The following is a 23,624-nucleotide window of genomic DNA, read 5'->3' on the forward strand; positions in this document are numbered from 1 at the left end:
GGATTCCGGGTTCGTCGCGATCGCGACGCCCCGGAATGACCGCCAAAAGCGCCACCACCGCCATAGCCGCCCCGCTCAACGCTTTATTAACCATAACCGGTGCATCACTGGAGCCGTCTCGTTTCGAGGGATAGGTCCGGTGCCGGTTGCACGCGCGTTTCGATGGTCGATCCTGACAGCCTGCTTGGCAGCGTCCGCCGCGCTGCCCCTTGGCGGCTGCATGCAGACTGCCGGCCCTGTCGCATATGTTCAGCCGCGCCCCGATCTCGACGCCATGGCCTATGGCGCTCCGCAACCCGTCGTCGTTGCCAACAACGGCGGCGGCGCCATCGCCGCGCTCAGCAATTCCTTTGCCTCCGCGCCTGCGCCGATGCCCGTCGGCTATGCCGCGCCGATGGCCGCGCCCGTCCGCTACGACGCCTCCTATCATCTCGACGCCGGCGACAAGCTGCGCGTCGTGGTCTACGGCCAGGAAGGTCTCACCAACAGCTACGCCATCGATGCCGGCGGCTCCATCACCATGCCTCTGATCGGCGCCGTGCCGGCGCGTGGCCGCACAACCGCGGGCCTTGCCGGCGAGATCGGCGGGCGCCTGCGCAACGGCTACATCCGCGAGCCCTCGGTCGCCGTCGAGATCGACACCTATCGCCCGTTCTTCATCCTCGGCGAAGTCTCAGCGCCCGGCCAATATCCGTATGTGCCGAACATGACGGTCGAAAGCGCCGTTGCCATCGCCGGCGGCTTCTCGCCGCGCGCCAAGCGCGACATGGTCACCGTCACGCACACCGAAGCCGGTGGCGCCATGCGCGCCGTCGTCCCGCTCGGCACGCCGCTCGCGCCGGGCGACACCGTGTTCGTCGGCGAGCGCTGGTTCTAAGACTCTCTCCGCCCGTCATTCCGGGGCGCGCGCAGCGCGAGCCCGGAATCCATTGCTCCACCGTCACTGACGCACGATGGATTCCGGGCCCGCGCCTGTCGGCGCGTCCCGGAATGACGGACAGTTATCTCCGAAAATCCAGCCGCCCGTTCGGAAAGCATCCGTCGATCCGCGCATCATCGATCACGCGCCCCACCCATGGCCGCATGATCGCCGGGTTGGTGAGATTGATGTACTTCCCGACCAGCCGCGTACCCTCGCGCGCAGCATCGATCAGCCCGTGCCGGCGGCCATGGTCCCAGTCGAAGCGCAGATAGATGCGCTCGCCCATGACCCGGACCTCCGCGCGCCCCTCTTTCCACTTGTCCGGCGTGTCGCCCGCAATGGTCGGATCGGCGCCGCCGTTCCAGCGACTGGCCCAAGTGCCTTCGAGCGGATCGGACGGCGCGGCAATGGACGCCCATGCCGCCGCATTGACGTCGGCCGCATCGCCGGCAAGCGATGTGGTCGCGGCATAATCCATGACCTCGCGATCATCAGGCGCGGGCACGTCCATGGTGCCGAACGGATTGCGGATGATGATGTTCGTGTTGGCCTGCTGCATGATGAGTTCCCGGCGTCGGTTGGCGCGATCGGCCAGCTCTATCGCCGGGCGGCAGGATGCAGCCACCCGATTCCTGCTCTCCCCTCTTCTGTCATTCCGGGATGCACCGCGAAGCGGTGCAGGCCCGGAATCCATCAGGCCGCTGAACTGGTGGAACGATGGATTCCGGGTTCGCGCTGCGCGCGCCCCGGAATGACGGTGGAGAGAGCCGCGGTCGCTACTTTGTCAAATGCTTCGCGAAAAAGTCCATGCTGCGCGGCCAGGCGATCTCCGAGCTCGCCTTGTCGTAGCTCGGCCGCTCGTCGCAATGGAAGCCGTGCTGGGCGCCGGGATAGATGAAGACTTCCACATCCGGCCGCTTCGCCTTGACGGTCTCGACATCGGTCAGGGGAATGCCGGCGTCCTTCTCGCCGAAATGCAGCTGCGTCGGCACCTTCGGCTTCTCGTCGGCAAAGCGCACGACGACGCCGCCGTAATAGCCGATGGCGGCCTTGAGGCCGGACAATCGCGTTGCCGCGACAAAGGCGATGCTGCCGCCCAGACAAAAGCCGATGATGCCGACCGGGCCGACGCTTTTCACCGCGTCGATCGCGGCCTGCGTGTCGCGCAGCATTGCCTCCCAATCGGGATTTGCGACGAACTTGCGCGCTTCGGCGATCTCGTCGGGCGTATAGCCGGACTGGAAGCCCGGCGAAGTCCGGTCGAAGATCGACGGCGCGATCGCGACGTAACCCTCCTTGGCGAGCCGGTCGCAGACCGAGCGGATGTGGTGGTTGACGCCGAAGATCTCCTGGATCACCACCACCGCGCCCTTCGCCCTGCCTGCGGGATCAGCGCGATAGGCACCAAGCAGGAAATTGTCGGAAGCCGTCAGTTTGATGTCCTGTCCCACGCGGGTTGTCCTTCTTGGTTGTTACGAACTGTGCTCTCTCCCCTCATCCTGAGGAGCGCGTCAGCACGTCTCTAAGGTTGAATGGCCGAGATGCAGCAGCGGGGCCTTCATCCTTCGAGACGCTTGCTGCGCAAGTTCCTCAGGATGAGGGGAGACACCTCACTCCCACATCCAGTTCTCGCCGTAATCCTCCTTCCATCCTGCCAGCCGTCCATGACGGAATTGCAGGAACAGGCGGTGGCGGTAGGGGATCAGGCCGCTGCCGCCGAGGTTGCGAAGCGCGAGGTAGATCTCGTTGCCGGGACGTCCGCGCACATATTGCAGCGGTTGCCCGAGGGCGCGCGCAGTCTGCCCGGCGTCCATGCCGAAGGCGAGCGGGATGTTGTTCGACAAGGTCGTGACGAAAGGCTGGCGCACGCCGCCGAACGGCTCGGCTTGCGCCGACATCGAGAGCAACATCGCGCTGGCTGCCAACATCGCTCGCTTCATCGCTTGTGTTCCTGTCCGATCGTCCTATGCCGGCAAGTTCTTCAGGAAAGGCATCACCGCGTCAACAAAAGCCTTGGGCTGATCGATGTTGACGGCGTGTCCGGCCGCGGGGATCACGACCTTTTGTGCGCCAGGGATTTTTGCCGCCATGTAGTCCGACGCCGCCAGGAACGGCGTGTCGTCTGCGCCGACCACGATCAGGGAGGGTACCTTGATGTCGGGCAACAGCTCGATCACGCGCGCATCGCGCTGGGTCAGCATGCCCCGCGCCGCAAGCGCCAGGCCCTTGGCATCGCGATGGCTCGCGGTAGCGCGCTCGCGCGTCGCCGATCTCAGCATCGCGAGCCCTTCCTGATCGAGCTTGTCCGCGGTAGCGAGCGCCCGCGCATTCCAGGCCTCGCGCGCGTCGTCCTTCCTAAAACCGGGGCCGGTGTCGATGATCAGCAGCGCCCGCGCGCGCTGCGGATAAGCGCGATAGAACGCGAGCGACATGTAGCCGCCGAGCGAGAGGCCGCCGATGATGGCGCGCTCTGTGCCGACGGCATCGAGGATCGCCGCGATGTCGCCGACGGTCAGCGCTTCGCTATAGGCGTTGGGGTCATCGGGATAATCGCATTGGCCGTGGCCGCGCATGTCCCACAGGATCAGCTTGTGGTTTTTTGCGAGCGCATCGACTTGCCCATGCCACATCGCCGAGGTCGAGGAGTAGCCGTGAGTCAGCAGCAGCGGCGGGCCGTTGCCGTGAACCTCGTAATAGATCCCGACGCCGTCCCGATCGATCTTCGGCATGTCTTCCGCCTCTTCTTGTTTCCCCACCCCATCCTAGCCCGCAGGGCTGCGCGGAGGAAACCGCGGCGGATTCGCCGGTTCAAAAAAACCAGTCTTTGCAATGGCCCCGGCTACTGTGCATGGGGTTGTTTTCGCTGTCCTGCGGTTCCGGCGGCGGAAGTCGAAATCCCTAAAATTGCGTGCAATCCCGCAGGGTTCCATTGAGCACGCCTCTTAAGGGCCGGAGAACCTGATCCGGCTTAGGCTGAGCCCAAATCCAGTCCCGCGCTTTTGGGGAAGCCATGACCGCCTCAGCCAAACCTGCAGCCAAACGCCGGCTTCTGCTCGCCTCCGACCGGAGCGACGAGAGCACCGAGCTCGCCAGCATTTTGAAGGCGGTCGGCGAGGTCTCGACGGTGACGACGGAGAGCATTCCCGAGCAGCCCTCGCGTGATCTCTCCGGTCTCGTCGTCGACATCAACCTGCGCTCGCCCGAGAGCGTGCAGCGGGTGCGCAACAAGCTGCGCGGCGATGCCTACCGTTCGATGCCGCGGCTGTTCGTGCTCGCCGATGCCCTGCATCACGGCACCATGCAGGCCTGGGCGCTTGGCGCGACCGATACGATCTCGCGTCCGCTGCAGCCGGAAGCCATCCTCCAGCGCATCCGCGCCGCTTTCCCCGACACCGCCGTCTATGACGCGACCGATCGCGGCAAGACGCTCAACCGCGGCGTCGAGGCGGCGCATGCGGTGCTCGCAAAGATGTTCGAGAAGCTACCGCTCGGCGTGCCCCTGACCTTCGACGACGTCATCGCCGCCGAGAGCAAGATCCTGAAGGCGATCAAGCACTCGTCGCTGCGCGAATGGCTCACCACCGTCGGCTGCCACCATGTCGGCAGCTATCGCCACTGCCTGTTCGTCACCGGCTTTGCGGTTGCCTTCGCGCAGCATCTCGGCATGCGCGAGGACGACCAGCGCCGCCTGACCCGCGCCGCGCTGCTGCACGACGTCGGCAAGGCCTTCGTGCCCTCCAACCTGCTCGACAAGCCCGGCAAGCTCACCGACGAGGAGATGGCCGAGGTCCGCCAGCATCCGCGCCGCGGCTATGACGCGCTCGCAGCCCAAGGCGGCTTCCCGCCGGAGATGCTCGACGTGATCCTGCATCACCACGAATTCCTCGACGGCAGCGGCTATCCCAACGGCCTGTCGTCGAACCAGATCAGCGACATCGTGCGTCTCACGACCATCGTCGACATCTATGCGGCGCTCGTCGAGAAGCGCGCCTACCGCATGCCGTTCACCCATTCGCGCGCGTTTGCGATGATGGAAGGCATGGGCGGCAAGCTCGACCAGCAGCTGCTGCAGGCGTTCCGCCCGGTGGCGCTGGGGGCGTTCTAGGCGCGTCGCTCGCCACCCTACGGCAGCTGCGATTGCGCAACTGCGCACCATAGTTCGGTGCTGCGCACCGCCCCCGAATGAACGAGTCTAGTCTTCGTACGATGAGATCTCGATCAGGTTCCCGTCTGGATCGCGGCAATAGACCGAGCGCAGCGTGCCGCGGGCGCCTTGCCTCGGGCCCGGGCCTTCCTCGATCGCGACGCCATGTGCCTGCAAATGCGCCACGACCTCGTCGGGCGCAGCGGAGGTGAGGAAGCACAGATCGTCGCTGCCGGCGGTCTGGTGGTCGGCGGTGAACCACTCCACCTTGTCGGCATCGCGCGGCCGGACGTTGATCTTCTGGTTACCGAATTGCAACGATGTCCGCGGCGCTTTGCCGCCGCCGGGGTCGAACACCTTGACTTCCATGCCGAGAATCTTGCGGTACCACTCGGCGGTCACCGCGACGTCGGCGACGTTGATCACGAGATGATCGAGGGCTTCGACCTTGACCGTCATGCCTTATCCTTTCGTCGTGATGCGCCAGGTGCACTTTCCGCCTGCGGTAAGCTTTGTTACAACCGCGTCGACGACACTTTCAAGATATCCGGCCTTCAAGAACAACGCTCTTTGAAGAACAACACTCTTTGAAGAATACCACCTGGGAGAACCCTTGAGATGATCACTCGCCGTACCGCGCTGGGCCTGCTTGCCGCCACGCCTCTTGCAGCCAGCCCGCTGTCGAAGGCCTTTGCCGCGGATTATCCGTCCCGGCCCGTGAAATGGGTCGTCGGCTATCCGCCGGGCGGGGCCACCGACATCCTGGCGCGGCTGATCGGCCAGCGTCTGTCGGAAAAGCTCGGCCAGCAATTCGTGATCGAGAACAAGCCGGGCGCCGGCAACAACATCGGCACCGAATCGGTCGTCAACGCCGAGCCCGACGGTTACACGCTGCAGCTGGTCAATCCGGCCAACTTCATCAACGCCTCGCTCTACGCCAATCTGAAGTTCAACTTCGTGCGCGACATCGCGCCCGTCGCCTCGTTCCAGCGCGTGCCGAACGTGATGACCGTCAACAAGGACGTGCCCGCCAAGAACGTCGCCGAGTTCATCGAATACGTGAAGGCCAATCCCGGCAAGGTGAACATGGCCTCGTCCGGCAACGGCACCTCGGTGCATCTGTCGGGCGAGATGTTCATGGCGATGACCGGCTGCAAGATGCAGCACGTGCCGTATCGTGGCGCGGCGCCCGCGATCACCGACATGCTCGGCGGCCAGGTGCAGGTGATCTTCGACAACATGCCCTCGATCATCCAGCACATCCGCTCCGGTTCGCTGCGTGCGATCGGCGTCACCACGGCAGAGCGCTCGCCGCAGCTGCCCGACGTGCAGGCGATCGCCGAGACCGTGAAGGACTACGAGGCCAGCGCGCTGTTCGGCATGGGCGCGCCGAAGAACACGCCGAAGGAGATCATCGCCAAGCTCAACAGCGAGATCAACACGCTGATGAAGGAGCCTGACATGACCAAGCGCCTGGTCGAGCTCGGCGGCGAGCCGCGGGTCCAGACGCCGGAGGCGTTCGGCGAGGAGATCAAGGCCGAGACCGAGAAGTGGAAGAAGGTCGTCGAGTTCGCCGGCCTCAAGGTCGAGTAGCGATCTTGTGATGACGGGAATGGAGCCCTGCCGGTCGGCAGGGCTTTTTTCTTGCGTATCTTGTTCTGCCACGGCGGAATAAAACGGCGCAGCGAAACCTGGTGAGAGAAGGCGCGTATCTCGCGCCGTGAGCAGAGGAGTTGGGATCATGCGCAAGACGCAATTGGCGCTGCTGACGCTGGGCGCGACCGTTCTTGCCGGCTTCGTCACCGTGACGCCGGCCGCTGCTCGCGACTATCCCTGGTGCGCGCAGGGCGGCGAGTATGATTATCCCGGCGAATGCGCCTACAGCACCTATGAGCAATGCCTGGCCAGTGTGTCGGGCCGGCTGCTGTATTGCGACCGCAACCCTCGCTTCGCCTACGGCCAGCAACCGCGGCCGCAGCGGCGCGCGCGGCCTGTGGCGCCCTACTGATCGCAACCTGCGAAGCCGGCGCCCATCCTGCGCGATGCATTTTCGCCTGATCGCTCCGGAATAAATCGGCTCGCCAAGCCTTTTTCTCTGTGAGGTCGCATGTCGCGCGGCGAACACGGGAGATCGGTCATGCGCAAGGTGCAGGTCGTGCTGGGCGCCATAGCCCTGATGTGGCTGGTCGGCGGCAGCCCGGCGCGCGCGGACTACGCGTGGTGCATCCAGGATTCGGAATATGGCTATCCCGGCGACTGCTCCTATCAAACCCGCGAGCAATGTCTGCTGAGCGCATCCGGCCGCAAGGGTTTTTGCGGACCGAATCCTGCGATAGCCACGCGACCGCTGCCTCCACCGGCGCTGCGCGGTCGGCACGTTCCGCCATACTAGTCGCCATTTAATTGGCTTCTGCCTGATCACGCAGTCGTGCGGACCTGCGCACGCGGGTTCCTGCTTGACGCATCTTCGCTCGCGGCTATACTAAACCAAATGGTTAAGTATCAGGACGACGCGCTGGACCGGACCTTTGCCGCGCTCTCCGACCCGACGCGGCGCGCATTGCTGGCGCGCCTCGGCGAGCAGGACGGCCTGTCGGTGAGCGAGCTCGCCGCACCGTTTCCGGTCTCGCTGCCGGCGATCATGAAGCATCTCGACGTGCTCTCGGATGCGGGCCTGATCGTGCGGGAGAAGACCGGGCGCACGGTGTCCTGCCGGCTCGCGGCGCAGCCGATGGAGCAGGCGATGAACTGGCTCAATCGCTACGCACAGTTCTGGTCCGAGAAGTTCGACCGCCTTGCCGCTTTCGTGGAGGAAGACACATGGCCAATGCAGCCATCGACACCAATTCCCGCACAGCCACTCCCCCAACCGAACGTCCAAGCCTCACGCTCACGCGTCGGCTCCGCGCGCGGCCGGAAAAAGTCTACGCCGCCTGGACGCAAGCCGCGCAGCTAGCGCAATGGTTCGGGCCGCCGAATATGAAGCCTGCGACGCTTGAAGCCGAGCTCGACGTCTGCGCCGGCGGCCGCTTTAGGATCAGCTTCACCGGTGCAGACGGCGAATATTTCGAGGCCGGCGGCACCTATCGCGAAGTGGTGCCGAACGAACGTCTCGTCTTCACCTGGGCCTGGCATTCGACCCCGGAACGCGAATCGCTGGTGACGATCACGTTCAAGCCGGACAGTGCCGGGACCTTGATGGTGTTCCATCACGGCCAGTTCTTCGACGAGACCGCACGCGACAACCACCAGCATGGCTGGATCGCGTCGTTCGACAAGCTCGATGCCTTCGTTGCCTGAAGTCCCGTCAGAGGAGAATGCCATGCAGTCCCATCAGATCGTCTCGCGCGAGCAATGGATCGCAGCGCGCAAGGCTCATCTCGCGCATGAGAAGGAGCTCAGCCAGGCCCGCGAACGCCTCGCCGAAGAGCGCCGTGCATTGCCCTGGGTCCGGGTCGACAAGGACTATGTGTTCGAGGCGCCGACCGGCAGCGTGACGCTCGGCGATCTCTTCAAGGGCCGTCCGCAACTCGTGGTCCAGCACGTGATGTTCGCGCCCGACTGGGACGTCGCCTGCAAGAGCTGCTCGTTCTGGGCCGACGGGCTCGATCGCATGGCGCCGCACCTTGCCGCGCGCGACACCGCAATGGCGGCGATCTCGCTGGCGCCGGTCGCAAAGCTCGAAGCCTTCAAGAGGCGGATGGGCTGGACGTTCGATTGGGTCTCGTCAGGCGGCAACGACTTCAACCGCGATTACGAGGTCTCGTTCACGCGCGAAGAGATCGACAGGGGTATCCCAAAGTACAATTTCGGCACCACGCCGTTCTACGGCCCCGAGCTCCCCGGCATCAGCGTGTTCTTCCGTAACGAGGCCGGTGAGATCTTCCACACCTATTCCTGCTTCGCCCGCGGCCTCGACATGATGAACGCCGCCTATCAGTACCTCGACCTCACCCCGCTCGGCCGCCACGAGGACGGCCTGCCTTATCCGATGGACTGGGTCCGTCTCCGCGACCAGTACGAGCCGCAGGCGGCGAAGGGGGCGTGTTGTCACGGGTGAGAGGGGGCTGCTGCCGTGGCCTCTGATCTATCACCGTCACCCTGAGGTGCCGGAGCGCAGCGGAGGCCTCGAAGGGCGACGGCCGCGCTGCATCCGGGCCGTTCATCCTTCGAGGCTCCCGGCGCGATGCATGGCATCGCGCCGCTTGCACCTCGGGGCTGGTTGTCTTGGCAGGCTCACCGCTTCGCGTCGGCCTGTTCCGTGGCGTTGCACGAGATCAGCATCGTATAGGGCCGCGCGTTGCCGGCGATGTCGGTGGTCTTGAGCTCGCCCTTGGGCTCTGCCGTCTGGTACGGCACCACGGAATTATCGAGGAAGTCGCGCAGCGCGCCGGTCTTGATGGCGAAGTTGATGTTCTCGGGAATGTTGCCGGTTGCGACCGCGATCCGCAGATTGTCGAGCTTTCCCGTGACCACGCCCACGATCTGCCCGGTGGTGTCGAACAGCGGGCCTCCGCTGTTGCCGGGCTGCACGGGCGCACTGATCTGCAGGAAACGCGAATCGTTGCGCATGCCGCTGAGCGAGCTCACGATACCGGTGGTCACGGTGAAGTCCGAGCTCAGCAGCCCGTGATAGGGAAAGCCGATCGCGACGACGGAATCGCCGGAGCGGATCGAGCGGTCGCGGATCCGGGCAAACTCCTTGAACGTCGCTGTTGACGGCGCCTGCAAAAGGGCGAGATCGTTGTTTGCATCGCTCGATACGACGCGCAACGCCATCGCGGCCTCGCCCGTGAGATTGCCCTTGAGGTCGCTGCAGCCGTCGATCACATGGTTGTTCGTGACGATGTGCCCATTGGCGCTGACCACGAAGCCGGTGCCGCTCTTGGACTTGGCGGACTTGCCGGCCGGCGGTGATGCCTGCTTATCCGCCGTGACCGCTGGCTTCGCGGTACCCTTGGTGAAATCCCCGGCCTTGCTGAGCCCGTCTGCCTTCACCCGTGTGACGCAATTTGCCAGCGCCGCGACCATGGGCGCTGTCGACGTCAACACGAACTGGAGCGGCTTGCTGCCGTTGGTCGTCACCACCATCAGGCTTGCCTTCTGGAAGGTGCGAGCGACATTGAGGGGCAGGATGGTCGTCACCATGTTGGGGGCGTTGGCGGTCGCGAACAACCTGGCCTGCTCCTGGCCGTCGAAGATGACATCGACGGGCGCGGTATCGCCCTTGTTGAAGCGAAAGCCGGGGCTGGCAAAGCTCAGAAGCCAGGAGCCGGCCGCATTCTGCGCGACGACGAGACTCACCCCATTGGCGTAGGGCGCGGTAGCCGCGCAATGGGAGAAGGCGCCGGTCTCGTCATTGCTGAAGGCGCCGCCGATCCAGTTACCCACATTGACGGAGCCGAACGGCCCCGCCGCCTGCGCCACGCCGATGACACTGAGTTGCAAGCAAGACGCGACGATAAATGACTTAAGCCACATACCTTTCCCCCAGGAACATTATGGGAACATCTTAGCTGCCGGATCAGGGGCGCGCAACCCGCAGTTGTCTGCCGCGGGTCAGGTCTCATTCAAATGATTTCGCCTTGCCTTTACTTCGCACTGCTATATACTTTGCAATACAAAGTAACGGGGCAGCAATCCCGCCAGCATGGGTGGAGCGAGGTTTTGGCGTTGCCGATGCGCGATCTCGACAAGGCACTGGCCGACATCGTGGCGATCCGCAGCCAGATTGCGGCGGGCACGGCGTTCCGCGGCTATGGCCCGGCGACGATGGCGGCGACCGGCGCCGTCGCACTGATCACAGCAATCCTGCAATTCTGGCTGCTCCGAGATGCCACGAGTGAGCCGATCGGTTTCTTCTTCGGCTGGTTCATCGCCGCTGCGCTCTCCGTCCTGATCATCGGCATCGAGATGAGGGCGCGCTCGCGCCGTCATCATTCGGGTTTCGCCGACGCCATGATCCATCAGGCGGTCGAGCAGTTCCTGCCAGCGGGCGTCGCCGGCATCCTGCTTGCGGTCGTGATGTGGAAGTTCGCGAGCGAGACGCTGTGGCTGCTGCCGGGCCTGTGGCAGATCCTGGTGTCGCTCGGCATCTTCGCTTCCGTCCGTTCGCTGCCGCGCACCGTCGCGCTCGCCGGCGCCTGGTATTTCATCTCCGGCTTTGCGGTCGTGGTGCTCGCGAGCCGGACCCACACGCTGTCGCCATGGACCATGGGCCTGCCCTTCGTGATCGGGCAGTCGGTGATGGCAGCCATTCTGTATTTCGCGTCCGGAGACCATGATGTCGAAGACTGACAGTGCGCCCTTCTCCTATGAAGGGCTCGACCGCGTAATCCACGAGAAGGCGAGGCTCGGGCTTCTGACCTCGCTGATGGCACATCCCAAGGGGCTGGCGTTTGCCGATCTCAAGCAGCTTTGCGGCCTCACCGACGGCAATCTCAGCCGGCATCTCGCCGTGCTCCAGGAGGCCGGGCTCGTCGAGGTGCACAAGGGCTATGAGGGCAATCGCCCGCACACCACCTGCCGGCTGACCAAGGCCGGCCGGCGCCGCTTCCTCGACTATCTCGCCGTGCTCGAACGCCTGGTGCGCGACGCCGCCAAGGCCGCGGGCCGCGAGGCGCCGCCGTTCGGCCGCCTCGGCATCGCCTCGACCTGATCCTCCCCTTTTTTGACCGGAGACTTTGCAATGCAAAGTGACAAGACCATCAGCAACAAGACCTCCAGCAACATGACCTCTCGCAACGAGAAGCTTCACGTCGGCATCATCATGGACGGCAACGGCCGATGGGCGACGCGGCGCGGACTGTCGCGCGTACGCGGCCACGAGGCGGGCGTCGAGACCATCCGCCGTATCGTCGAGGCCGCGCCCAAGCAGGGCATCGGCACGCTGACGCTCTATGCCTTCTCCACCGACAATTGGCGAAGACCCAAGACGGAAGTCGCCGCGCTGATGACCTTGCTCCGCTTCTATCTCGCCAACGAGGTGCAGAGCCTCGCTAAGAACGGCGTGCGTCTCTCCGTGATCGGTCGCCGCGACCGCCTGCCTGACGGCATCGCCAATGCGATCGCGCGCGCCGAGCACGCAACCGCCCATGGGTCCACACTTCACCTGCGAATCGCGGTCGACTATTCCGCGCGCGATGCCATCCTCAATGCTGCCGCGAAGGCGGCGGCGCTGACCAGCCTCACCCGCGAAGCCTTCTCGCAGCTCGTCACCGGCGAAGCCGGCCTTCGCGACGTCGATCTCATCATCCGCACTTCCGGCGAGAAGCGGCTGTCCGACTTCCTGCTGTGGGAAGGCGCCTATGCCGAGCTGCACTTCACCGAGCGGATGTGGCCCGAATTCGACGCCGGCGATCTCGCCGCGGCGCTGGCCTCCTTCCATGGCCGCGAGCGCCGCTTCGGCGGCCTCCAGGCCATCATGCCGGAGGAGGTGCCGTCACTTTCTCGCGCGTGACGCTGCAAGGCGGGGGCCAGCAAGGGGCTCCGCAGCAAGTCACGCACGACATCTTCGAGTTCAGTCGGGGGATTGGGCTTCTTCATAAAAGCGGGACGGACGATCACGCCAACCAAAGCGGGAGCGAAAGTCCATGCGTGTTCTTCTCGTCAACGTGCCTCATCCCTCGATCGGCAGCCGGATTCCGGACGATCATCTGCCGCCGCTAGGTCTGCTCGCGATTGGCGGACCGCTGATCGACGACGGTCACACCGTGCGGCTGCTCGATGCCGAGTTCGGCCCGATGCCGGTCGCGGCGATCATCAGCGAAGCGAGCCGCTTTAGGCCAGACGCAGTGCTGTTCGGCCATTCCGGCTCCACCTCAGGGCATCCGGTGATCGCGGAGATTGCCCAGGCCTTGATCAGGACCATGCCTGATGTCCTGATCGTCTATGGCGGCGTCTTCCCGACCTATCATTGGCGCGAGATCCTGCGCGAGGAGCCCTATGTCAGCGCCATCGTGCGCGGCGAAGGCGAGGAGACCGCGCGGCGCCTGATGCGCGCGCTGGAATATGGCCACGATCTCGGCGGTATTGCCGGCATCGCGTTCCGCGACGCCACCGGCCCGCGCGCGACACAGCCAGCGCCCGTGATCGCCGACCTCGATGCCTATCGCATCGGCTGGGAATTGATCGATCATGCACGCTACTCTTATTGGGGTGGCTTGCGTGCCGTGGTCGTGCAGTTCTCGCGCGGCTGCCCGCATCTGTGCAATTATTGCGGTCAGCGCGGTTTCTGGACGCGCTGGCGTCACCGCGATCCCGTTCGCTTCGCCAGGGAGCTGGCGCGGCTGCACCGCGAGCACGGCGTCAAGGTGATCAACTTCGCCGACGAAAATCCGACCGTGTCCAAGAAGGTGTGGCGCGCCTTCCTGGAAGCGCTGATCGCCGAGAATGTCGATCTCATCCTGGTCGGCTCGACCCGCGCCGACGACATCGTGCGCGATGCCGACATCCTGCATCTCTACAAGAAAGCGGGCTGGCAGCGCTTCTTGCTCGGGCTGGAGAACACCGACGAGAAGACGCTGGAGCTGATCCGCAAGGGCGCGACCACCGCAACTGACCGCGAGGCCATTCGCCTGATGCGGCAGCACGGCATCCTGTCGATGGCGACCTGGGTGGTCGGGTTCGAGGAAGAAACCGATCGCGATCACTGGCGCGGGTTGAAGCAGCTGCTCGCCTATGATCCCGACCAGGTGCAGCTGCTCTACGTCACGCCGCATCGCTGGACACCGTATTTCCGGCTTGCCGCCGACCGCCGCGTGATCCAGCCCGACCGCCGCCGCTGGGACTACAAGCATCAGGTGCTCGCGACGCGCTACATGGCGCCATGGCGCGTGTTGGTCTGGTTCAAGTTCACGGAAATGGTGCTGCAATGCCGGCCCAAGGCGATCTGGCGCGTGCTGTTCCAGCCCGATGCGGGCCTGCGCCACGCCATGCGCTGGTACACGCAGATGGGCCGCAGGGTCTGGCCGCACGAGATCCTGGAATTTTTCCGCGCGCGCCGCTTGAAATGGGGGCCATCGGTGCGGGAGTTCTGGGGCGCGCCGCAGGACGGCGAGGAGCAATCGATGATTGCGACCCGGCCCGAACGGCGCGTCGGGAGGCGTGAAGCCGCCTGACGACGATCATGCCCATGCGCCGTGTGTGACGCACGGCACAGGACACATGTGCGGTTCGTTTTCGGCCGCAAGTTTGGCAGCCATGTCCAAGCGGCGCGTGCATGGTCTCGGCTAGGTCTGCAGGTCCCAGCAACCTGCCGAAAGCATCACGCATGTCACAGCTGTTTCCGGGAGCCGTCATCGAGCCGGTCGAATTGGCCGAAGCCAGGGGCATGGTCTGCATCAGGACCGCGAGCGCATCCGATGTGGAGAGCCTGTCGGTCTATTTCACCGGTCTTTCCACCACATCGCGCAACAAGCGGTTCATGGGCGGGCGGGCCGACCTCACCGTGGTCGCGGCCGAATGCGTGCCCAAGGCCGATCGTCCTGATCATTTCACCTTGCTCGCCGAGCTCAGGCCGGACGGGCAGGGCACGATCATCGGCGAAGCGCGCTACGCCTATGATCCGGCTGCACGGCACGGCGAGTTCGCCATCTCGGTCGCCGACGCCTTTCAGCGGAGAGGCCTCGGCCTTCAGATGATGACGGCGATGGAAACGCGCGCGAGCGATCTCGGTCACGAGATGATTGCAGCCGAGACCGCGCGAGCCAACGCCGAAATGCGCGGCCCCGCGAAGAAAGCGGGCTTCGCGGACACCGGTCTCGGGGATTGGCAGTCGATCCACTTCGCCAAGCGCCTGTCGCGCTAGCGCATGATCCGGAGCGCGGCGTTTCGGAAAAGACCATCCGCAAACAATAACCTCGAGCCATGCCGGAAATTTGAGCAAGCCTGCGGCGCGGATCGTGCTCTACTGCCTCCCCTGACGGGAGTTTTGCAGGATGCGCGCAGTTCTGGATTATTGCACCGGCGGGACCGAGCGGCAGGTCGCGGCCGGCACGCACCTTGTGACCGAGGGCGGCGCCTCCGGCCACCTCTATGTGCTGATGCAGGGCAAGCTCGAGGTGCTCAAGGGCGAGATGGTGGTTGCCACCGTCACCGAGCCCGGCGCAGTGCTCGGCGAGATGTCCGTGCTGCTGGGCCTGCCGCACACCGCGACGGTACGGGCGTGCTCCGACGCGGTCGTCTACGAGTTCGAGGATGCCGCCTCGTTCCTGAAGCAGACGCCCGAGGTGGCGCTGCTGATCGCAAAAATGCTGGCGCAGCGGCTCAACGTCGCCAACACCTATCTCGCCGATCTCAAGCGGCAATATGCCGGCCACGGCACCCATCTCGCCATGGTCGGCGAGGTGCTCCAGAGCATGATCAACCTGCCGCCGCTTGAGGTCTCGCCAGGCTCGGATCGGCAATCCGATCCAAGAATGTGAGCCAGTCCGGCGGCTCCTCGATGGAGTTGGCTGGCCGCTTCAGCGGCGCGTTCAGGTCGATCCACTGCGCTTCGCCCGCCGCCAGCCAGAACGCCTTGTCCGCATCGAGATCGAGCACGATATGCGTTGGCGGCCGGCCCGGTTGCAGGCCGGCATTGAACACCCAGGTCTGGCCCAGCCGGTCGAACCACGAGCCGTCCGTGACGAACGGCGACTGGTGCACATGGCCCGAGATCACCATCGACGGCTGATACTGCATGATCCATTGCACCAGCTCGACATCGCCGAAGAAGCGCTTGCCGCCCCAGCTCGTCGGTGAATTCGCCGGCGGCGCATGATGCGCCCAGATCCGGCGCCGCGGCCGATCGACTGCCGCGTCGTGGAGCTGCTCGACGATGCCTTGCCTGACCAGCGGCCCGTCCCACCACGGGCACACCGTGAACAGCGTGTCGCCGATGGCGAGGCTGTCGCCGTCGCAGGCAATCCCGAGCTCGCGCATTTCGGATATCCAGCGCGAGATCTTCTCGCCTTCCGCATTGCGCTCGTCGAGATCGTGATTGCCGGAGCAGAGGATGACGCGGGTCTGTCCGGCCATCAGCGCGAGGTATTTCTTCACCACCACGATCTGCGCGCGAAAATCCACCATCGATCCGATGTCGAGCGCATCGCCGGCGAAGATCACGAGGTCGAACTCTTGGGCCGCGCTGACCAACCAGTCGAGCTGCGGCAGCGAATAGTGCAGGTCGGCCACGACTAGGCAGCGCATTGAAAATCCGTTCGCGATTGAAAATGGCTGGGAATTCCAAGTCGCTTGCGAAGCAAGAAGCGGACCAGCGCCGCCTTTCAATCGCAGGACTGGACCGGATCGTCGAATTCTGATGTCGTGGCGCACCCTCAACGCGGGCGTCCGCATGACCTCCTTCAAGACCATTCGTGCCCGCGCCGAGAAGCGCAAGGGCGGGGCCAAGGCGCTGGACAAGCTGATGCCTGACAAGCCCGACCTGAAGGGCCTGGCCAACCTCGGCGACGACCGTATCCTCGCAGAAATGACGAAGCGGGTGTTTTGCGCCGGCTTTGCCTGGAGCGTGATCGATTCGAAATGGGACGGCTTCGAGGAAGCCTTCCTGCATTTTCAGCCGGCCAAGCTCAGCTTCCAGCCTGAAGACTATTGGGAAGGCCTCTTGCGCGATGCGCGCATCGTGCGCAATGGCGCAAAAATCATGTCGGTGCGCGAGAACGCTGCTTTCGTGCAGGAGATCGCGAAGGAGCACGGCAGCTTCGGCAAGTTTCTGGCGAAGTGGCCGCCATCGAACGAGATCGGCCTGCTCGATCTCCTCACCAAGCGCGGCAGCCGGCTTGGCGGCAACACCGGCCAGCTGCTGCTGCGCTTCGTCGGCTGGGACGGCTTTGTGACATCCAAGGACGTCGTTGCGGCCTTGCGCGATGCCGGGCTCGACATCGCCGAAGAGGTGAAGTCGAAAGGCGATCTCGCCAAGGTGCAGGCACAATTCAACGCTTGGGCCGAGGAGACCGGCCTGCCCTACACATATCTGTCACGTATCTGCGCGCTGTCGGTCGGCGAGAACCGCAGCGAGTAGGGCTCTCGCACGCGCCAGCCAAATCATGTGCATCGTGTGGCGATCACGTGCCGCGAGCGCGGCGGATGGAACGCGCAATCACGAAATTCATTTCGCAGGAACATTTGCGCGCAGCACCCGTTCGGAAACTTGAGCCAGGCGACACCGGCGCAGGGAACGCTCGCTTCGGCTCAGTTCAGCGAAACCCGACGTGACAGAAACGGAGCAGCTCATGAAGCTCACATCCGAACAGGTTAAGCAGACCGTCAACCAACTCGGCGCTCAGGTGCTGCCCGACGAGCATCCCGCCATGCCCCAGCTCAACAGCATGTTCGGCGAGCACACCTTCTTCGTCGACGAGATGGGCCTCAAGGTCCTCGAGCCCACGCCGTCGCTGGGCGCGGAACGCGAGAGCGGCGAAGTCGTCAGCCTCGCCGATTGGGGCGATGCCGACCTGACGCGCCTGATGGCCCACGAGCCCGAGCCGACCGGGGTGATCGTGGTGTTCGAGCAGATGAAGCATTGAGCGACAATAGATCGCACGCGGGTGGTTGATTGGAAAGATCGCGCCATGAGTTCGCTGTGCAAGTGCAATCACAGCGACAACTACAATGAGCCTGATGTGAGCGGGGTCTTTGTCGAGATAGTCGAGATCCCGTCCATGAAGCATTAGCGCTGCGTTGCCGCGTGCGTCCTGCTTCGGTCTGATGGGACCGGGAGCCGACGTCACACACCTAATTGCCTTTTCTCGATCTTTGCGACGTCCGGCAACATCGTTGCACCGGGCAAGCACATCTGAGAGCGCGACGCGTCAACCTCTTTCGGCTGGCGCCTTACGCACGATTGCGTGCACAAGGCGCTTGATCTCTGTCAATTCGGCCCCAGCGGACGGGCCTCTTATGCAAAGGGGGCGACAGCATAGGAGCAAAACGATGAAGCAGACAGCGTTCAGAAATTTTGCGATTGCAACTTCGACTATCGCCTTTGCGGCGCTGTTCACCGTTGACTGGTCTGAGCAACGCGGGATCTCGCTCTCAGTTGAGCGTGCCCAAGCGAGACGACTCTATGTCAGCCCGTATCCCTATAATCACTACATACCCAATCAGACCGGTCTCCCCTGGTACGCGGTGCGCGCCTACTACGCTGGCGGCCCCTGGTGTGGGGTCGGTGGCACGACCGGATACGGATACGGATACGGATACGGCACGTCCGGCGGAGTCTTTGGAGCTGCTTCCTATACCTGCTACGACGGCTGGGATAGCTATGCGAAGCTCAACGGCATTGGCTGCACGCCTGGCACGTTGATCAAGGGTGCTGACGGAATCATGTATGTCTGCCAGTAAGCACGCGGACCAGAAAGAGGCGGCGCAATCGCCGCCTCTTTCAATTTGAAAGCGTCGTTCGTTCTCGCCGCCATCGGCTCAGTTGGTTGACGCGCGCCATCGAGAATACGCGTTGATAACGTCAAAGCCTCTGCCTCATCCGAGCTCGCAAGCCTCCTTCTCTATCTTGATCTAGCGCAATGCGGACCAGCGGGGAGGCCGCATCCTTTCAGCATGGGGCAAGCCAGTAATGGAGCAAGTTCATGAGACACATGCATCCAGCAAAACTTGCAATTGCGGGCTCAACTGTCGCATGCGCGGCACTGTTCTCGTTCAGTTGGACTGAACAAGGCGGCATCTCCTTGTCAGTGGAGAGTGCCCAAGCGCGGGTCGGACGACCGCTGACCCCGGTGAGCGTTGCAGGTGTTGCTCGCCGGCAAGGCCGGCGGGCTGCGTACGGATATGGAGCCGGGGTGGTCGGCGCTGGCGTTGCCGGCGCGGCCGCCGTGGGCACGGCTGCTGCTGTGGCGGCCACATCTCCCAACTGGGGATGGGGAAGCGGCCCTTACACAGGCGCCGGCAATTATGGAGTTACGGGCGTGAGTCCTTACAGAGGTGGGCCTTCCTACTCTGGTGGAGGCTTGGGAGCTAATGCCTACTATGGCGGGGCCCTGGGAGCTAATGCCTACTATCCTGCGTCCACGGCCAGCGACAGCAGTGGCTGGTACATAACTCCCGCCGGCATGGCCTGCACATCGGGGGCTTTTGTCACAGGCGCCAACGGCATGCCGTTCCGCTGCCCGTAAAGCACAGACGAAAGCCAGTGAGGCGAGCATCGACTTCGGCGCGTCGGCATATCAGCGACGTCATGGCACCCTGATCTGATGCGCAGAGCAGCGGAATTGGTTGCAAATCGGCACGCCGGTCACGCGCAGAAATGAGGAGGCGGCCGGAACGGCCGCCTCCGGATCAAACCCTTCTGATTCAGCGGGCGGAGGATTCATGCGGGCGAGATCATCAGGCAAATTGGCACGCAGGCATCACCTGTTACCGCAGCTTCCCTTTCGGACAATGGCGCGAGCAGCAATTTCAAGCTCCAAATTAATCATCGACCTCTCGAGGAGGTGTCCATCCGCAGGTCGGCTCGGCGCGCTCCAAAGCAGTACAGGCCAATGATGCTTATCCGGGGATGGCGAGAATTATGGTCCCTGCGGGGCGAGCGCTCGCGCATCAATGTGCGCGCGTGGCTCACAGCGAGCCACAAGCATCGTGCGTCAAACGAGCGTTCGCTTGATCCGCTGACGTCCCCAATCATCATGGGTTGGATGAAGGGCAGTTTGCGCCCGCCCAAGGACGATCGGCGTGGCGCCAAGGTTGTTTCACTCGTCAAAACATCGAGCGGACTTGACGGGTGATGGCAATTTGGTGCGTGACCTCCGAAGTTCGCAGACATGGCGTGCGCGTGAAACCGGGAAGTCCTCACGAAACGTGAACGTTTGCGACAGAAGCGGACGCCAAGGTGTTCGCTCGCACAAGGCTTGAGGATGGCGTGGTGCTGCTGGCTGGCACGCTCAATCCGCATTTTCCCAAGCAACTGATCCCGTCGTCCCGCATTCAGTCCTGGCTGGCTGACGAGGACGCAGGAGGCGATGGATCGTGCCGACTCAGCCGAATGCCAAGCGAGCATCATGCCATGAGATGCTTGCTCAGGAAGTTCATGAGCAACATGACGATTATCAGCACACCCATCACCACGACCGCGACGTTGGCGACGCGCCGCAACGGCTTGCCGAGTGGGTTCAACTCGATCAGGAAGCGCAACAGCCAAATCACGAGGCCGATGACGACGACGTTGATGACCAGATCAATCAGACCTTCGAGCATGGCAGGCCTTCCTCAATATGTCGGACGGCGCACGCAGTTGCTTCGCCTTCTGCCGAGAATGCACCTGCCGCGCAGGAGCTTCGCTGCGTCGGCAGCGCTTCGTAGTGCAACCGGCTGCAAGTGCATCAAGGGTCGATACCGTTTCATGCGCCACGGCAGCTTGCCAAACTTCCGAATGGGCAACCTCGTCCAGGATGGCTTCTCCCCGTTGATGTAGATCAAGCGGCGCATTCGCCATCGGGAAAGTATCGGCAGGCAAGGAATACCGACGACGAGGAGGCTCATGATGAAAAGGGCTCGCGGAATGCAGATCGCGTTCGTGGCAATCGGGCTGGCATGCGGATTTGGCGCGATCAATTGGACGGAAAGCGACGGCCTGTCGCTCGTGCAAAGCGCGGAAGCCAGGGTCGGTCGACCGGCAACACCGATGAGCGTCGCAGGCGTGGCGCGCAGACAGACGCGACGGGCGGTCGTAGGAGGAGCTGCGGTCGGCGCAGCGGCTGCCGGTACGGCATGTGTGCGCGTACTCGTGAATGGTTCCTACGTGTGTCGCTGAGAAACGTCTGGGCTTCGGCTTCGATGCCGCGGTCCCAGCCGTTTCATTCAGGCCTCGCAGCTCATTCCACTGTAGAGGCGCATTCACGGCGCGGAGCACGGAGCCATGGCATCATTGCGCCGCCGGATCGAAAGGACGGTATCGGCCTGATGGCGCGTTCGGCCGAGGATCATTCGATCATACTCGGAGGCGCAATGGGCATTATCTTCGAGATCAAGCACACCACCACCTACAATTATGCGAAGCCGGTGACGTTTGGCACGCATCGCGCAATGTTCCTGCCGAGGCGCGGAGCGGGCGGACGCTTGCTAAGCTGGTCCGCAGGCACCAATCTTCGCTCTCGGATCCGGTGGATTAGCGACAGCCTTTCAAACAATATAGCGGAGATCGAGATCGAGGAGCCCGGCAGCGAGTTGATCTTCACGTTTCAGTTTCGGGGCATTCATTTCGGGGCCAAGGACGTGAAGCAGTTCGTGCTGGAGCGGCGCGCCGAGAGAATGCCCGTGCAGTACACGCCGGACGAATGGAACGACCTCGCCGGCTTCATGCGCCCGCACACCGAGGATCCCGACCTCGCCCTCGCAGAGTGGGCCAGGAGCTTTGTGGCCGACGGCAAGACGATCGGTGCTTTGGAACAGATGCTCGACGCTTTCCGCGACGGATTCAACTACCAGGCTCGGGAGGCGGAGGGGACCCTTGCACCCGCGCAAACGTTGCACTCAAGGTCGGGAACGTGCCGGGACTATGCGTGGCTCATGATCGAGGCCTTGCGCCGGCTTGGCTTCGCAGCTCGCTTTGTCAGCGGTTACATCTATGATGCGGCGCTCGATGGGGGCGAGATCGGGATGGCGGGTTCGGGCGCCACCCATGCGTGGTTGCAGGTGTTCCTGCCCGGTGCCGGTTGGATGAACTACGATCCGACCAATCACATCAACGCCGGATTCGATCTTATTCCCGTCGCGCTCGCGCGGCACCCCGCTCAGGCCGTGCCTCTTGCGGGATCATGGTTGGGAAGCTCCGAGGACAATCTCGCTATGTCAGTGCGCGTCGAGGTCCACAAACTGGGTGACGTTGCTGATCAGTCCGAGGGATAGCTCGGCCGAACGCGACGCCTCGATAGTCGTGGCATAATGCCTGGGGATGTCGGCCCTTCCAAAGGGGACATCGCCCAGGCTTAGAGTTGGTTCGCCGGGAAGGTTCAGGCCGTCACGGCGGGTATCAGTCAACATCCTGCTCAATCTTCATCCTCGGCCTGCGCACGACGTCGCTCCACGACATCGCTCATGTCGTGAAGCACAAGGACCGCGAGGGCCCCCATGCGCTGCCTCTGTTCGGGATTGAGGGTCTTGTAGAGTGGCTGCCACGCCTCGGCGAGTTTATCCAGATCGGCTGATCGTTGAGCCAAGGCCTCCGAGCGTCGTTGCAGGAAGGCGATAGGATCGCGATTGCGCATGGTTTCGACGGCGTTTTGGTCGGCCCGTCTACCCACTGTTTCCGAGATTTTTGCAACACGGGCCTTCCTATCTTCCGCCCTGGCACGAATGGCGCTCTCGACAGGCGGCCAGAGTTTTTCCTGGTCAGGTGTCAGTTGCAATGCGGCCTTGGTCAAATCGATCCGCATGTCCATCAATGTACTCCGGTCCACTGCGTTGAGCTTCTCTGGCGTCGCAGGTGAGGGAGTTTGCGCTCGGGCAATCGACGGTACGGTAAGAAGGAGCGCGGCTGTTCCGATCACTACTACTTTCATCATCGGCGACCTCCTGGGTAAGCGGCCTCCAGCACCACGCCAACAATGGTCGGCAGTGCGATGTCGCATTGATTCAAATCAAGGGACTTGAGGAAAGAATCGTGGCGCGCAGGCAAGTGCGACGACATGTCCGTTCTCGCGCCGGCATTCGGACGAACGAACGTCTACATCAAAGCGTGCGTAAGCAACTGGGCCGCGAAGAGGTAATTGGCGCTGGCGCTTGCTGCCGCGGAATTTGCTCGTCATCGTGCAGGCGCATGGCGTGACGGCGTTCGCGGAGCGGACCTTGATTTGGCTCAAAACCTGTCCCGCATTTGGCTCTTGAATTCCAGGTTGGTACTGAACCACAGCGAGAGGCACAATGATCCGACTATTTGCCATTGTGGGCTTCGCCGTAGCATCTGGTTGGTCGCTGATGTTCATCGCTTGAAAGGATGGAGCATGAAAGCAGCTTCGCTGGGCGCACTCTGGATTGGAATGCTCGCTTCTGCCGAGGTGCTCGCTGCGCCGTGCTCGTCCTATTACATTTCGGAAATCACTCTCGTATCGGCGGCCGACACCGAGGCCGGGCGCGTACAGACGTTTGTCGGATTCGGAGCGTCGAAGGAGGAGGCCGAGAACAACGCCCTGGGATCCTGCTCGCACATCCAGCTCGACCTTCAAACATGCCAGGACTCGGATCGCCGCCTAAGTCGCAATGCGCCTTCGGACCAGCCTGACGGCTCGCTTCATTTGAAGTACACGAAGGCGGTGAAGCGCATCACCGGCTGCGACTAGGTGCGTGTCGTGGCGATGGCAGATGACAACGAGCATTTTCCCGAAGTCCGCGGCTTCGGCTCGTTCGATGCAGCTCAAACGCCATGAGCGGGGCGCGTGCTTACCCGGCACTGCCCCAAAAATGGGAAATTGTCGGAAGTACTTGATTTTACTGGCGCACCCGACACGATTCGAACGTGTGACCTTTGCCTTCGGAGGGCAACGCTCTATCCAGCTGAGCTACGGGTGCTAGTGGGGCCTCATTTAGCTGATTGGCGGGGGGCGGGCAACC

At 63.4% G+C, this 23,624-nt stretch carries 28 protein-coding genes, 1 tRNA gene and 1 pseudogene; 20 read left to right on the plus strand and 10 right to left on the minus strand.

Annotation, left to right across the window (positions count from 1 at the left end):
* Positions 1–139: 139 nt before the first annotated feature.
* Positions 140–877, plus strand: a complete 738-nt coding sequence (locus FOM02_RS01600; RefSeq protein ID WP_027563966.1) for a polysaccharide biosynthesis/export family protein — start codon at positions 140–142, stop codon at positions 875–877.
* A gap of 124 nt (positions 878–1,001) precedes the next feature.
* Here FOM02_RS01600 and FOM02_RS01605 read toward each other — a convergent pair whose 3' ends face one another.
* From FOM02_RS01605 to FOM02_RS01620, 4 genes are all read right to left on the minus strand, one after another.
* Complete coding sequence (locus FOM02_RS01605) at positions 1,002–1,481, minus strand: hypothetical protein (protein ID WP_027563967.1); 480 nt, start codon at positions 1,479–1,481, stop codon at positions 1,002–1,004.
* Between the two features lie 217 nt (positions 1,482–1,698).
* On the minus strand, positions 1,699–2,373 hold the full coding sequence (locus FOM02_RS01610) for a dienelactone hydrolase family protein (RefSeq protein ID WP_027563968.1): 675 nt from the start codon (positions 2,371–2,373) through the stop codon (positions 1,699–1,701).
* A 159-nt stretch (positions 2,374–2,532) separates the two neighbouring features.
* Positions 2,533–2,862, minus strand: a complete 330-nt coding sequence (locus tag FOM02_RS01615; protein ID WP_027563969.1) for a hypothetical protein — start codon at positions 2,860–2,862, stop codon at positions 2,533–2,535.
* A gap of 24 nt (positions 2,863–2,886) precedes the next feature.
* Positions 2,887–3,651, minus strand: coding sequence for an alpha/beta fold hydrolase (locus tag FOM02_RS01620; RefSeq protein WP_027563970.1), 765 nt, complete (start codon positions 3,649–3,651; stop codon positions 2,887–2,889).
* A gap of 281 nt (positions 3,652–3,932) precedes the next feature.
* Here FOM02_RS01620 and FOM02_RS01625 point away from each other — a divergent pair, with 281 nt between their 5' ends.
* Positions 3,933–5,027, plus strand: coding sequence for an HD-GYP domain-containing protein (locus FOM02_RS01625; RefSeq protein WP_027563971.1), 1,095 nt, complete (start codon positions 3,933–3,935; stop codon positions 5,025–5,027).
* Between the two features lie 87 nt (positions 5,028–5,114).
* Here the strand turns inward: FOM02_RS01625 and FOM02_RS01630 are convergent, their stop codons facing one another.
* Positions 5,115–5,525: a VOC family protein gene (locus tag FOM02_RS01630; RefSeq protein WP_027563972.1), complete on the minus strand. Its 411-nt coding sequence runs from the start codon at positions 5,523–5,525 to the stop codon at positions 5,115–5,117.
* Positions 5,526–5,684: 159 nt separating this feature from the next.
* On the opposite strand from FOM02_RS01630, the gene FOM02_RS01635 reads away from it, so the two are divergent.
* From FOM02_RS01635 to FOM02_RS01660, 6 genes and pseudogenes are all read left to right on the plus strand, one after another.
* Positions 5,685–6,659: a Bug family tripartite tricarboxylate transporter substrate binding protein gene (locus FOM02_RS01635; protein WP_027563973.1), complete on the plus strand. Its 975-nt coding sequence runs from the start codon at positions 5,685–5,687 to the stop codon at positions 6,657–6,659.
* Positions 6,660–6,807: 148 nt separating this feature from the next.
* A complete protein-coding gene (locus tag FOM02_RS01640) occupies positions 6,808–7,074 on the plus strand; it encodes a DUF3551 domain-containing protein (RefSeq protein ID WP_027563974.1) in 267 nt (88 codons plus the stop codon).
* Between the two features lie 129 nt (positions 7,075–7,203).
* Entirely contained in the window at positions 7,204–7,458 is a 255-nt protein-coding gene (locus tag FOM02_RS01645) for a DUF3551 domain-containing protein (protein WP_027563975.1), read from the plus strand.
* A gap of 99 nt (positions 7,459–7,557) precedes the next feature.
* Positions 7,558–8,022 carry an ArsR/SmtB family transcription factor gene (locus tag FOM02_RS01650; RefSeq protein ID WP_035730588.1) on the plus strand — a complete coding sequence of 155 codons (465 nt, stop codon included), beginning with the start codon at positions 7,558–7,560 and terminating at the stop codon, positions 8,020–8,022.
* Positions 8,023–8,033: 11 nt separating this feature from the next.
* Positions 8,034–8,366, plus strand: a pseudogene (locus FOM02_RS01655) (SRPBCC family protein); the annotation flags it as partial.
* A 22-nt stretch (positions 8,367–8,388) separates the two neighbouring features.
* Entirely contained in the window at positions 8,389–9,126 is a 738-nt protein-coding gene (locus FOM02_RS01660; RefSeq protein WP_027563978.1) for a DUF899 domain-containing protein, read from the plus strand.
* 176 nt (positions 9,127–9,302) lie between these two features.
* Here the strand turns inward: FOM02_RS01660 and FOM02_RS01665 are convergent, their stop codons facing one another.
* Positions 9,303–10,547, minus strand: coding sequence for a S1C family serine protease (locus tag FOM02_RS01665; RefSeq protein WP_027563979.1), 1,245 nt, complete (start codon positions 10,545–10,547; stop codon positions 9,303–9,305).
* A 198-nt stretch (positions 10,548–10,745) separates the two neighbouring features.
* Between FOM02_RS01665 and FOM02_RS01670 the strand changes: the two genes are divergently transcribed.
* The 6 genes from FOM02_RS01670 (at position 10,746) to FOM02_RS01695 (ending at position 15,490) form a co-directional block, all read left to right on the plus strand.
* Positions 10,746–11,363, plus strand: a complete 618-nt coding sequence (locus FOM02_RS01670; RefSeq protein WP_027563980.1) for a hypothetical protein — start codon at positions 10,746–10,748, stop codon at positions 11,361–11,363.
* Positions 11,350–11,724: a winged helix-turn-helix domain-containing protein gene (locus tag FOM02_RS01675; RefSeq protein WP_027563981.1), complete on the plus strand. Its 375-nt coding sequence runs from the start codon at positions 11,350–11,352 to the stop codon at positions 11,722–11,724. Before FOM02_RS01670 ends, FOM02_RS01675 begins: the two co-directional genes overlap by 14 nt.
* Before the next feature lie 72 nt (positions 11,725–11,796).
* Positions 11,797–12,525: a di-trans,poly-cis-decaprenylcistransferase gene (locus FOM02_RS01680; protein ID WP_027563982.1), complete on the plus strand. Its 729-nt coding sequence runs from the start codon at positions 11,797–11,799 to the stop codon at positions 12,523–12,525.
* A gap of 133 nt (positions 12,526–12,658) precedes the next feature.
* Entirely contained in the window at positions 12,659–14,185 is a 1,527-nt protein-coding gene (bchE, locus tag FOM02_RS01685; protein WP_027563983.1) for a magnesium-protoporphyrin IX monomethyl ester anaerobic oxidative cyclase, read from the plus strand.
* A 152-nt stretch (positions 14,186–14,337) separates the two neighbouring features.
* Positions 14,338–14,874 (plus strand): GNAT family N-acetyltransferase, encoded by a 537-nt coding sequence (locus FOM02_RS01690; RefSeq protein ID WP_027563984.1) that lies wholly within the window; start codon positions 14,338–14,340, stop codon positions 14,872–14,874.
* A gap of 130 nt (positions 14,875–15,004) precedes the next feature.
* Entirely contained in the window at positions 15,005–15,490 is a 486-nt protein-coding gene (locus FOM02_RS01695; protein WP_027563985.1) for a Crp/Fnr family transcriptional regulator, read from the plus strand.
* On the opposite strand, the gene FOM02_RS01700 is transcribed toward FOM02_RS01695, so the two are convergent.
* A complete protein-coding gene (locus FOM02_RS01700; RefSeq protein WP_265441418.1) occupies positions 15,429–16,256 on the minus strand; it encodes a metallophosphoesterase family protein in 828 nt (275 codons plus the stop codon). The genes FOM02_RS01695 and FOM02_RS01700 overlap by 62 nt on opposite strands.
* A 145-nt stretch (positions 16,257–16,401) precedes the next feature.
* Between FOM02_RS01700 and FOM02_RS01705 the strand changes: the two genes are divergently transcribed.
* From FOM02_RS01705 to FOM02_RS01715, 3 genes are all read left to right on the plus strand, one after another.
* Positions 16,402–17,088 carry a DNA-3-methyladenine glycosylase I gene (locus FOM02_RS01705; RefSeq protein ID WP_027563987.1) on the plus strand — a complete coding sequence of 229 codons (687 nt, stop codon included), beginning with the start codon at positions 16,402–16,404 and terminating at the stop codon, positions 17,086–17,088.
* A 211-nt stretch (positions 17,089–17,299) separates the two neighbouring features.
* Entirely contained in the window at positions 17,300–17,593 is a 294-nt protein-coding gene (locus FOM02_RS01710) for a hypothetical protein (protein ID WP_027563988.1), read from the plus strand.
* A 406-nt stretch (positions 17,594–17,999) separates the two neighbouring features.
* On the plus strand, positions 18,000–18,410 hold the full coding sequence (locus tag FOM02_RS01715) for a hypothetical protein (protein ID WP_027563989.1): 411 nt from the start codon (positions 18,000–18,002) through the stop codon (positions 18,408–18,410).
* A 1,665-nt stretch (positions 18,411–20,075) separates the two neighbouring features.
* On the opposite strand, the gene FOM02_RS01725 is transcribed toward FOM02_RS01715, so the two are convergent.
* Complete coding sequence (locus FOM02_RS01725) at positions 20,076–20,273, minus strand: hypothetical protein (protein WP_027563990.1); 198 nt, start codon at positions 20,271–20,273, stop codon at positions 20,076–20,078.
* A gap of 286 nt (positions 20,274–20,559) precedes the next feature.
* Here FOM02_RS01725 and FOM02_RS01730 point away from each other — a divergent pair, with 286 nt between their 5' ends.
* Together FOM02_RS01730 and FOM02_RS01735 are read left to right on the plus strand one after the other, a co-directional pair.
* Positions 20,560–20,829 (plus strand): hypothetical protein, encoded by a 270-nt coding sequence (locus tag FOM02_RS01730; protein ID WP_035731982.1) that lies wholly within the window; start codon positions 20,560–20,562, stop codon positions 20,827–20,829.
* A gap of 194 nt (positions 20,830–21,023) precedes the next feature.
* Complete coding sequence (locus FOM02_RS01735) at positions 21,024–21,923, plus strand: transglutaminase family protein (protein ID WP_265441419.1); 900 nt, start codon at positions 21,024–21,026, stop codon at positions 21,921–21,923.
* A gap of 140 nt (positions 21,924–22,063) precedes the next feature.
* On the opposite strand, the gene FOM02_RS01740 is transcribed toward FOM02_RS01735, so the two are convergent.
* Positions 22,064–22,579 (minus strand): Spy/CpxP family protein refolding chaperone, encoded by a 516-nt coding sequence (locus FOM02_RS01740; RefSeq protein ID WP_027563992.1) that lies wholly within the window; start codon positions 22,577–22,579, stop codon positions 22,064–22,066.
* A gap of 204 nt (positions 22,580–22,783) precedes the next feature.
* Between FOM02_RS01740 and FOM02_RS01745 the strand changes: the two genes are divergently transcribed.
* Positions 22,784–23,353, plus strand: a complete 570-nt coding sequence (locus FOM02_RS01745; protein ID WP_265441420.1) for a hypothetical protein — start codon at positions 22,784–22,786, stop codon at positions 23,351–23,353.
* Between the two features lie 152 nt (positions 23,354–23,505).
* On the opposite strand, the gene FOM02_RS01750 is transcribed toward FOM02_RS01745, so the two are convergent.
* A tRNA-Arg gene (locus FOM02_RS01750) sits at positions 23,506–23,582 on the minus strand.
* Positions 23,583–23,624 lie beyond the last annotated feature (42 nt).

The organism is Bradyrhizobium sp. SEMIA (assembly GCF_014844175.1).
GTDB lineage: Bacteria > Pseudomonadota > Alphaproteobacteria > Rhizobiales > Xanthobacteraceae > Bradyrhizobium > Bradyrhizobium arachidis.

Excerpts from the sequence above, each read along its gene's own strand:
- FOM02_RS01665 (WP_027563979.1), bottom strand. The coding sequence starts at position 10,547 with ATGTGGCTTAAGTCATTTATCGTCGCGTCTTGCTTGCAACTCAGTGTC.
- FOM02_RS01680 (WP_027563982.1), top strand. The coding sequence starts at position 11,797 with ATGACCTCTCGCAACGAGAAGCTTCACGTCGGCATCATCATGGACGGC.
- FOM02_RS01615 (WP_027563969.1), bottom strand. The coding sequence starts at position 2,862 with ATGAAGCGAGCGATGTTGGCAGCCAGCGCGATGTTGCTCTCGATGTCG.
- FOM02_RS01705 (WP_027563987.1), top strand. The coding sequence starts at position 16,402 with ATGACCTCCTTCAAGACCATTCGTGCCCGCGCCGAGAAGCGCAAGGGC.
- FOM02_RS01725 (WP_027563990.1), bottom strand. The coding sequence starts at position 20,273 with ATGCTCGAAGGTCTGATTGATCTGGTCATCAACGTCGTCGTCATCGGC.
- FOM02_RS01715 (WP_027563989.1), top strand. The coding sequence starts at position 18,000 with ATGAAGCAGACAGCGTTCAGAAATTTTGCGATTGCAACTTCGACTATC.
- FOM02_RS01695 (WP_027563985.1), top strand. The coding sequence starts at position 15,005 with ATGCGCGCAGTTCTGGATTATTGCACCGGCGGGACCGAGCGGCAGGTC.
- bchE (WP_027563983.1), top strand. The coding sequence starts at position 12,659 with ATGCGTGTTCTTCTCGTCAACGTGCCTCATCCCTCGATCGGCAGCCGG.
- FOM02_RS01660 (WP_027563978.1), top strand. The coding sequence starts at position 8,389 with ATGCAGTCCCATCAGATCGTCTCGCGCGAGCAATGGATCGCAGCGCGC.
- FOM02_RS01645 (WP_027563975.1), top strand. The coding sequence starts at position 7,204 with ATGCGCAAGGTGCAGGTCGTGCTGGGCGCCATAGCCCTGATGTGGCTG.
- FOM02_RS01650 (WP_035730588.1), top strand. The coding sequence starts at position 7,558 with ATGGTTAAGTATCAGGACGACGCGCTGGACCGGACCTTTGCCGCGCTC.
- FOM02_RS01675 (WP_027563981.1), top strand. The coding sequence starts at position 11,350 with ATGTCGAAGACTGACAGTGCGCCCTTCTCCTATGAAGGGCTCGACCGC.
- FOM02_RS01625 (WP_027563971.1), top strand. The coding sequence starts at position 3,933 with ATGACCGCCTCAGCCAAACCTGCAGCCAAACGCCGGCTTCTGCTCGCC.
- FOM02_RS01730 (WP_035731982.1), top strand. The coding sequence starts at position 20,560 with ATGAAAAGGGCTCGCGGAATGCAGATCGCGTTCGTGGCAATCGGGCTG.
- FOM02_RS01670 (WP_027563980.1), top strand. The coding sequence starts at position 10,746 with ATGCGCGATCTCGACAAGGCACTGGCCGACATCGTGGCGATCCGCAGC.
- FOM02_RS01635 (WP_027563973.1), top strand. The coding sequence starts at position 5,685 with ATGATCACTCGCCGTACCGCGCTGGGCCTGCTTGCCGCCACGCCTCTT.
- FOM02_RS01605 (WP_027563967.1), bottom strand. The coding sequence starts at position 1,481 with ATGCAGCAGGCCAACACGAACATCATCATCCGCAATCCGTTCGGCACC.
- FOM02_RS01630 (WP_027563972.1), bottom strand. The coding sequence starts at position 5,525 with ATGACGGTCAAGGTCGAAGCCCTCGATCATCTCGTGATCAACGTCGCC.
- FOM02_RS01740 (WP_027563992.1), bottom strand. The coding sequence starts at position 22,579 with ATGATGAAAGTAGTAGTGATCGGAACAGCCGCGCTCCTTCTTACCGTA.
- FOM02_RS01735 (WP_265441419.1), top strand. The coding sequence starts at position 21,024 with ATGGGCATTATCTTCGAGATCAAGCACACCACCACCTACAATTATGCG.
- FOM02_RS01690 (WP_027563984.1), top strand. The coding sequence starts at position 14,338 with ATGTCACAGCTGTTTCCGGGAGCCGTCATCGAGCCGGTCGAATTGGCC.
- FOM02_RS01700 (WP_265441418.1), bottom strand. The coding sequence starts at position 16,256 with ATGCGCTGCCTAGTCGTGGCCGACCTGCACTATTCGCTGCCGCAGCTC.
- FOM02_RS01640 (WP_027563974.1), top strand. The coding sequence starts at position 6,808 with ATGCGCAAGACGCAATTGGCGCTGCTGACGCTGGGCGCGACCGTTCTT.
- FOM02_RS01710 (WP_027563988.1), top strand. The coding sequence starts at position 17,300 with ATGAAGCTCACATCCGAACAGGTTAAGCAGACCGTCAACCAACTCGGC.
- FOM02_RS01620 (WP_027563970.1), bottom strand. The coding sequence starts at position 3,651 with ATGCCGAAGATCGATCGGGACGGCGTCGGGATCTATTACGAGGTTCAC.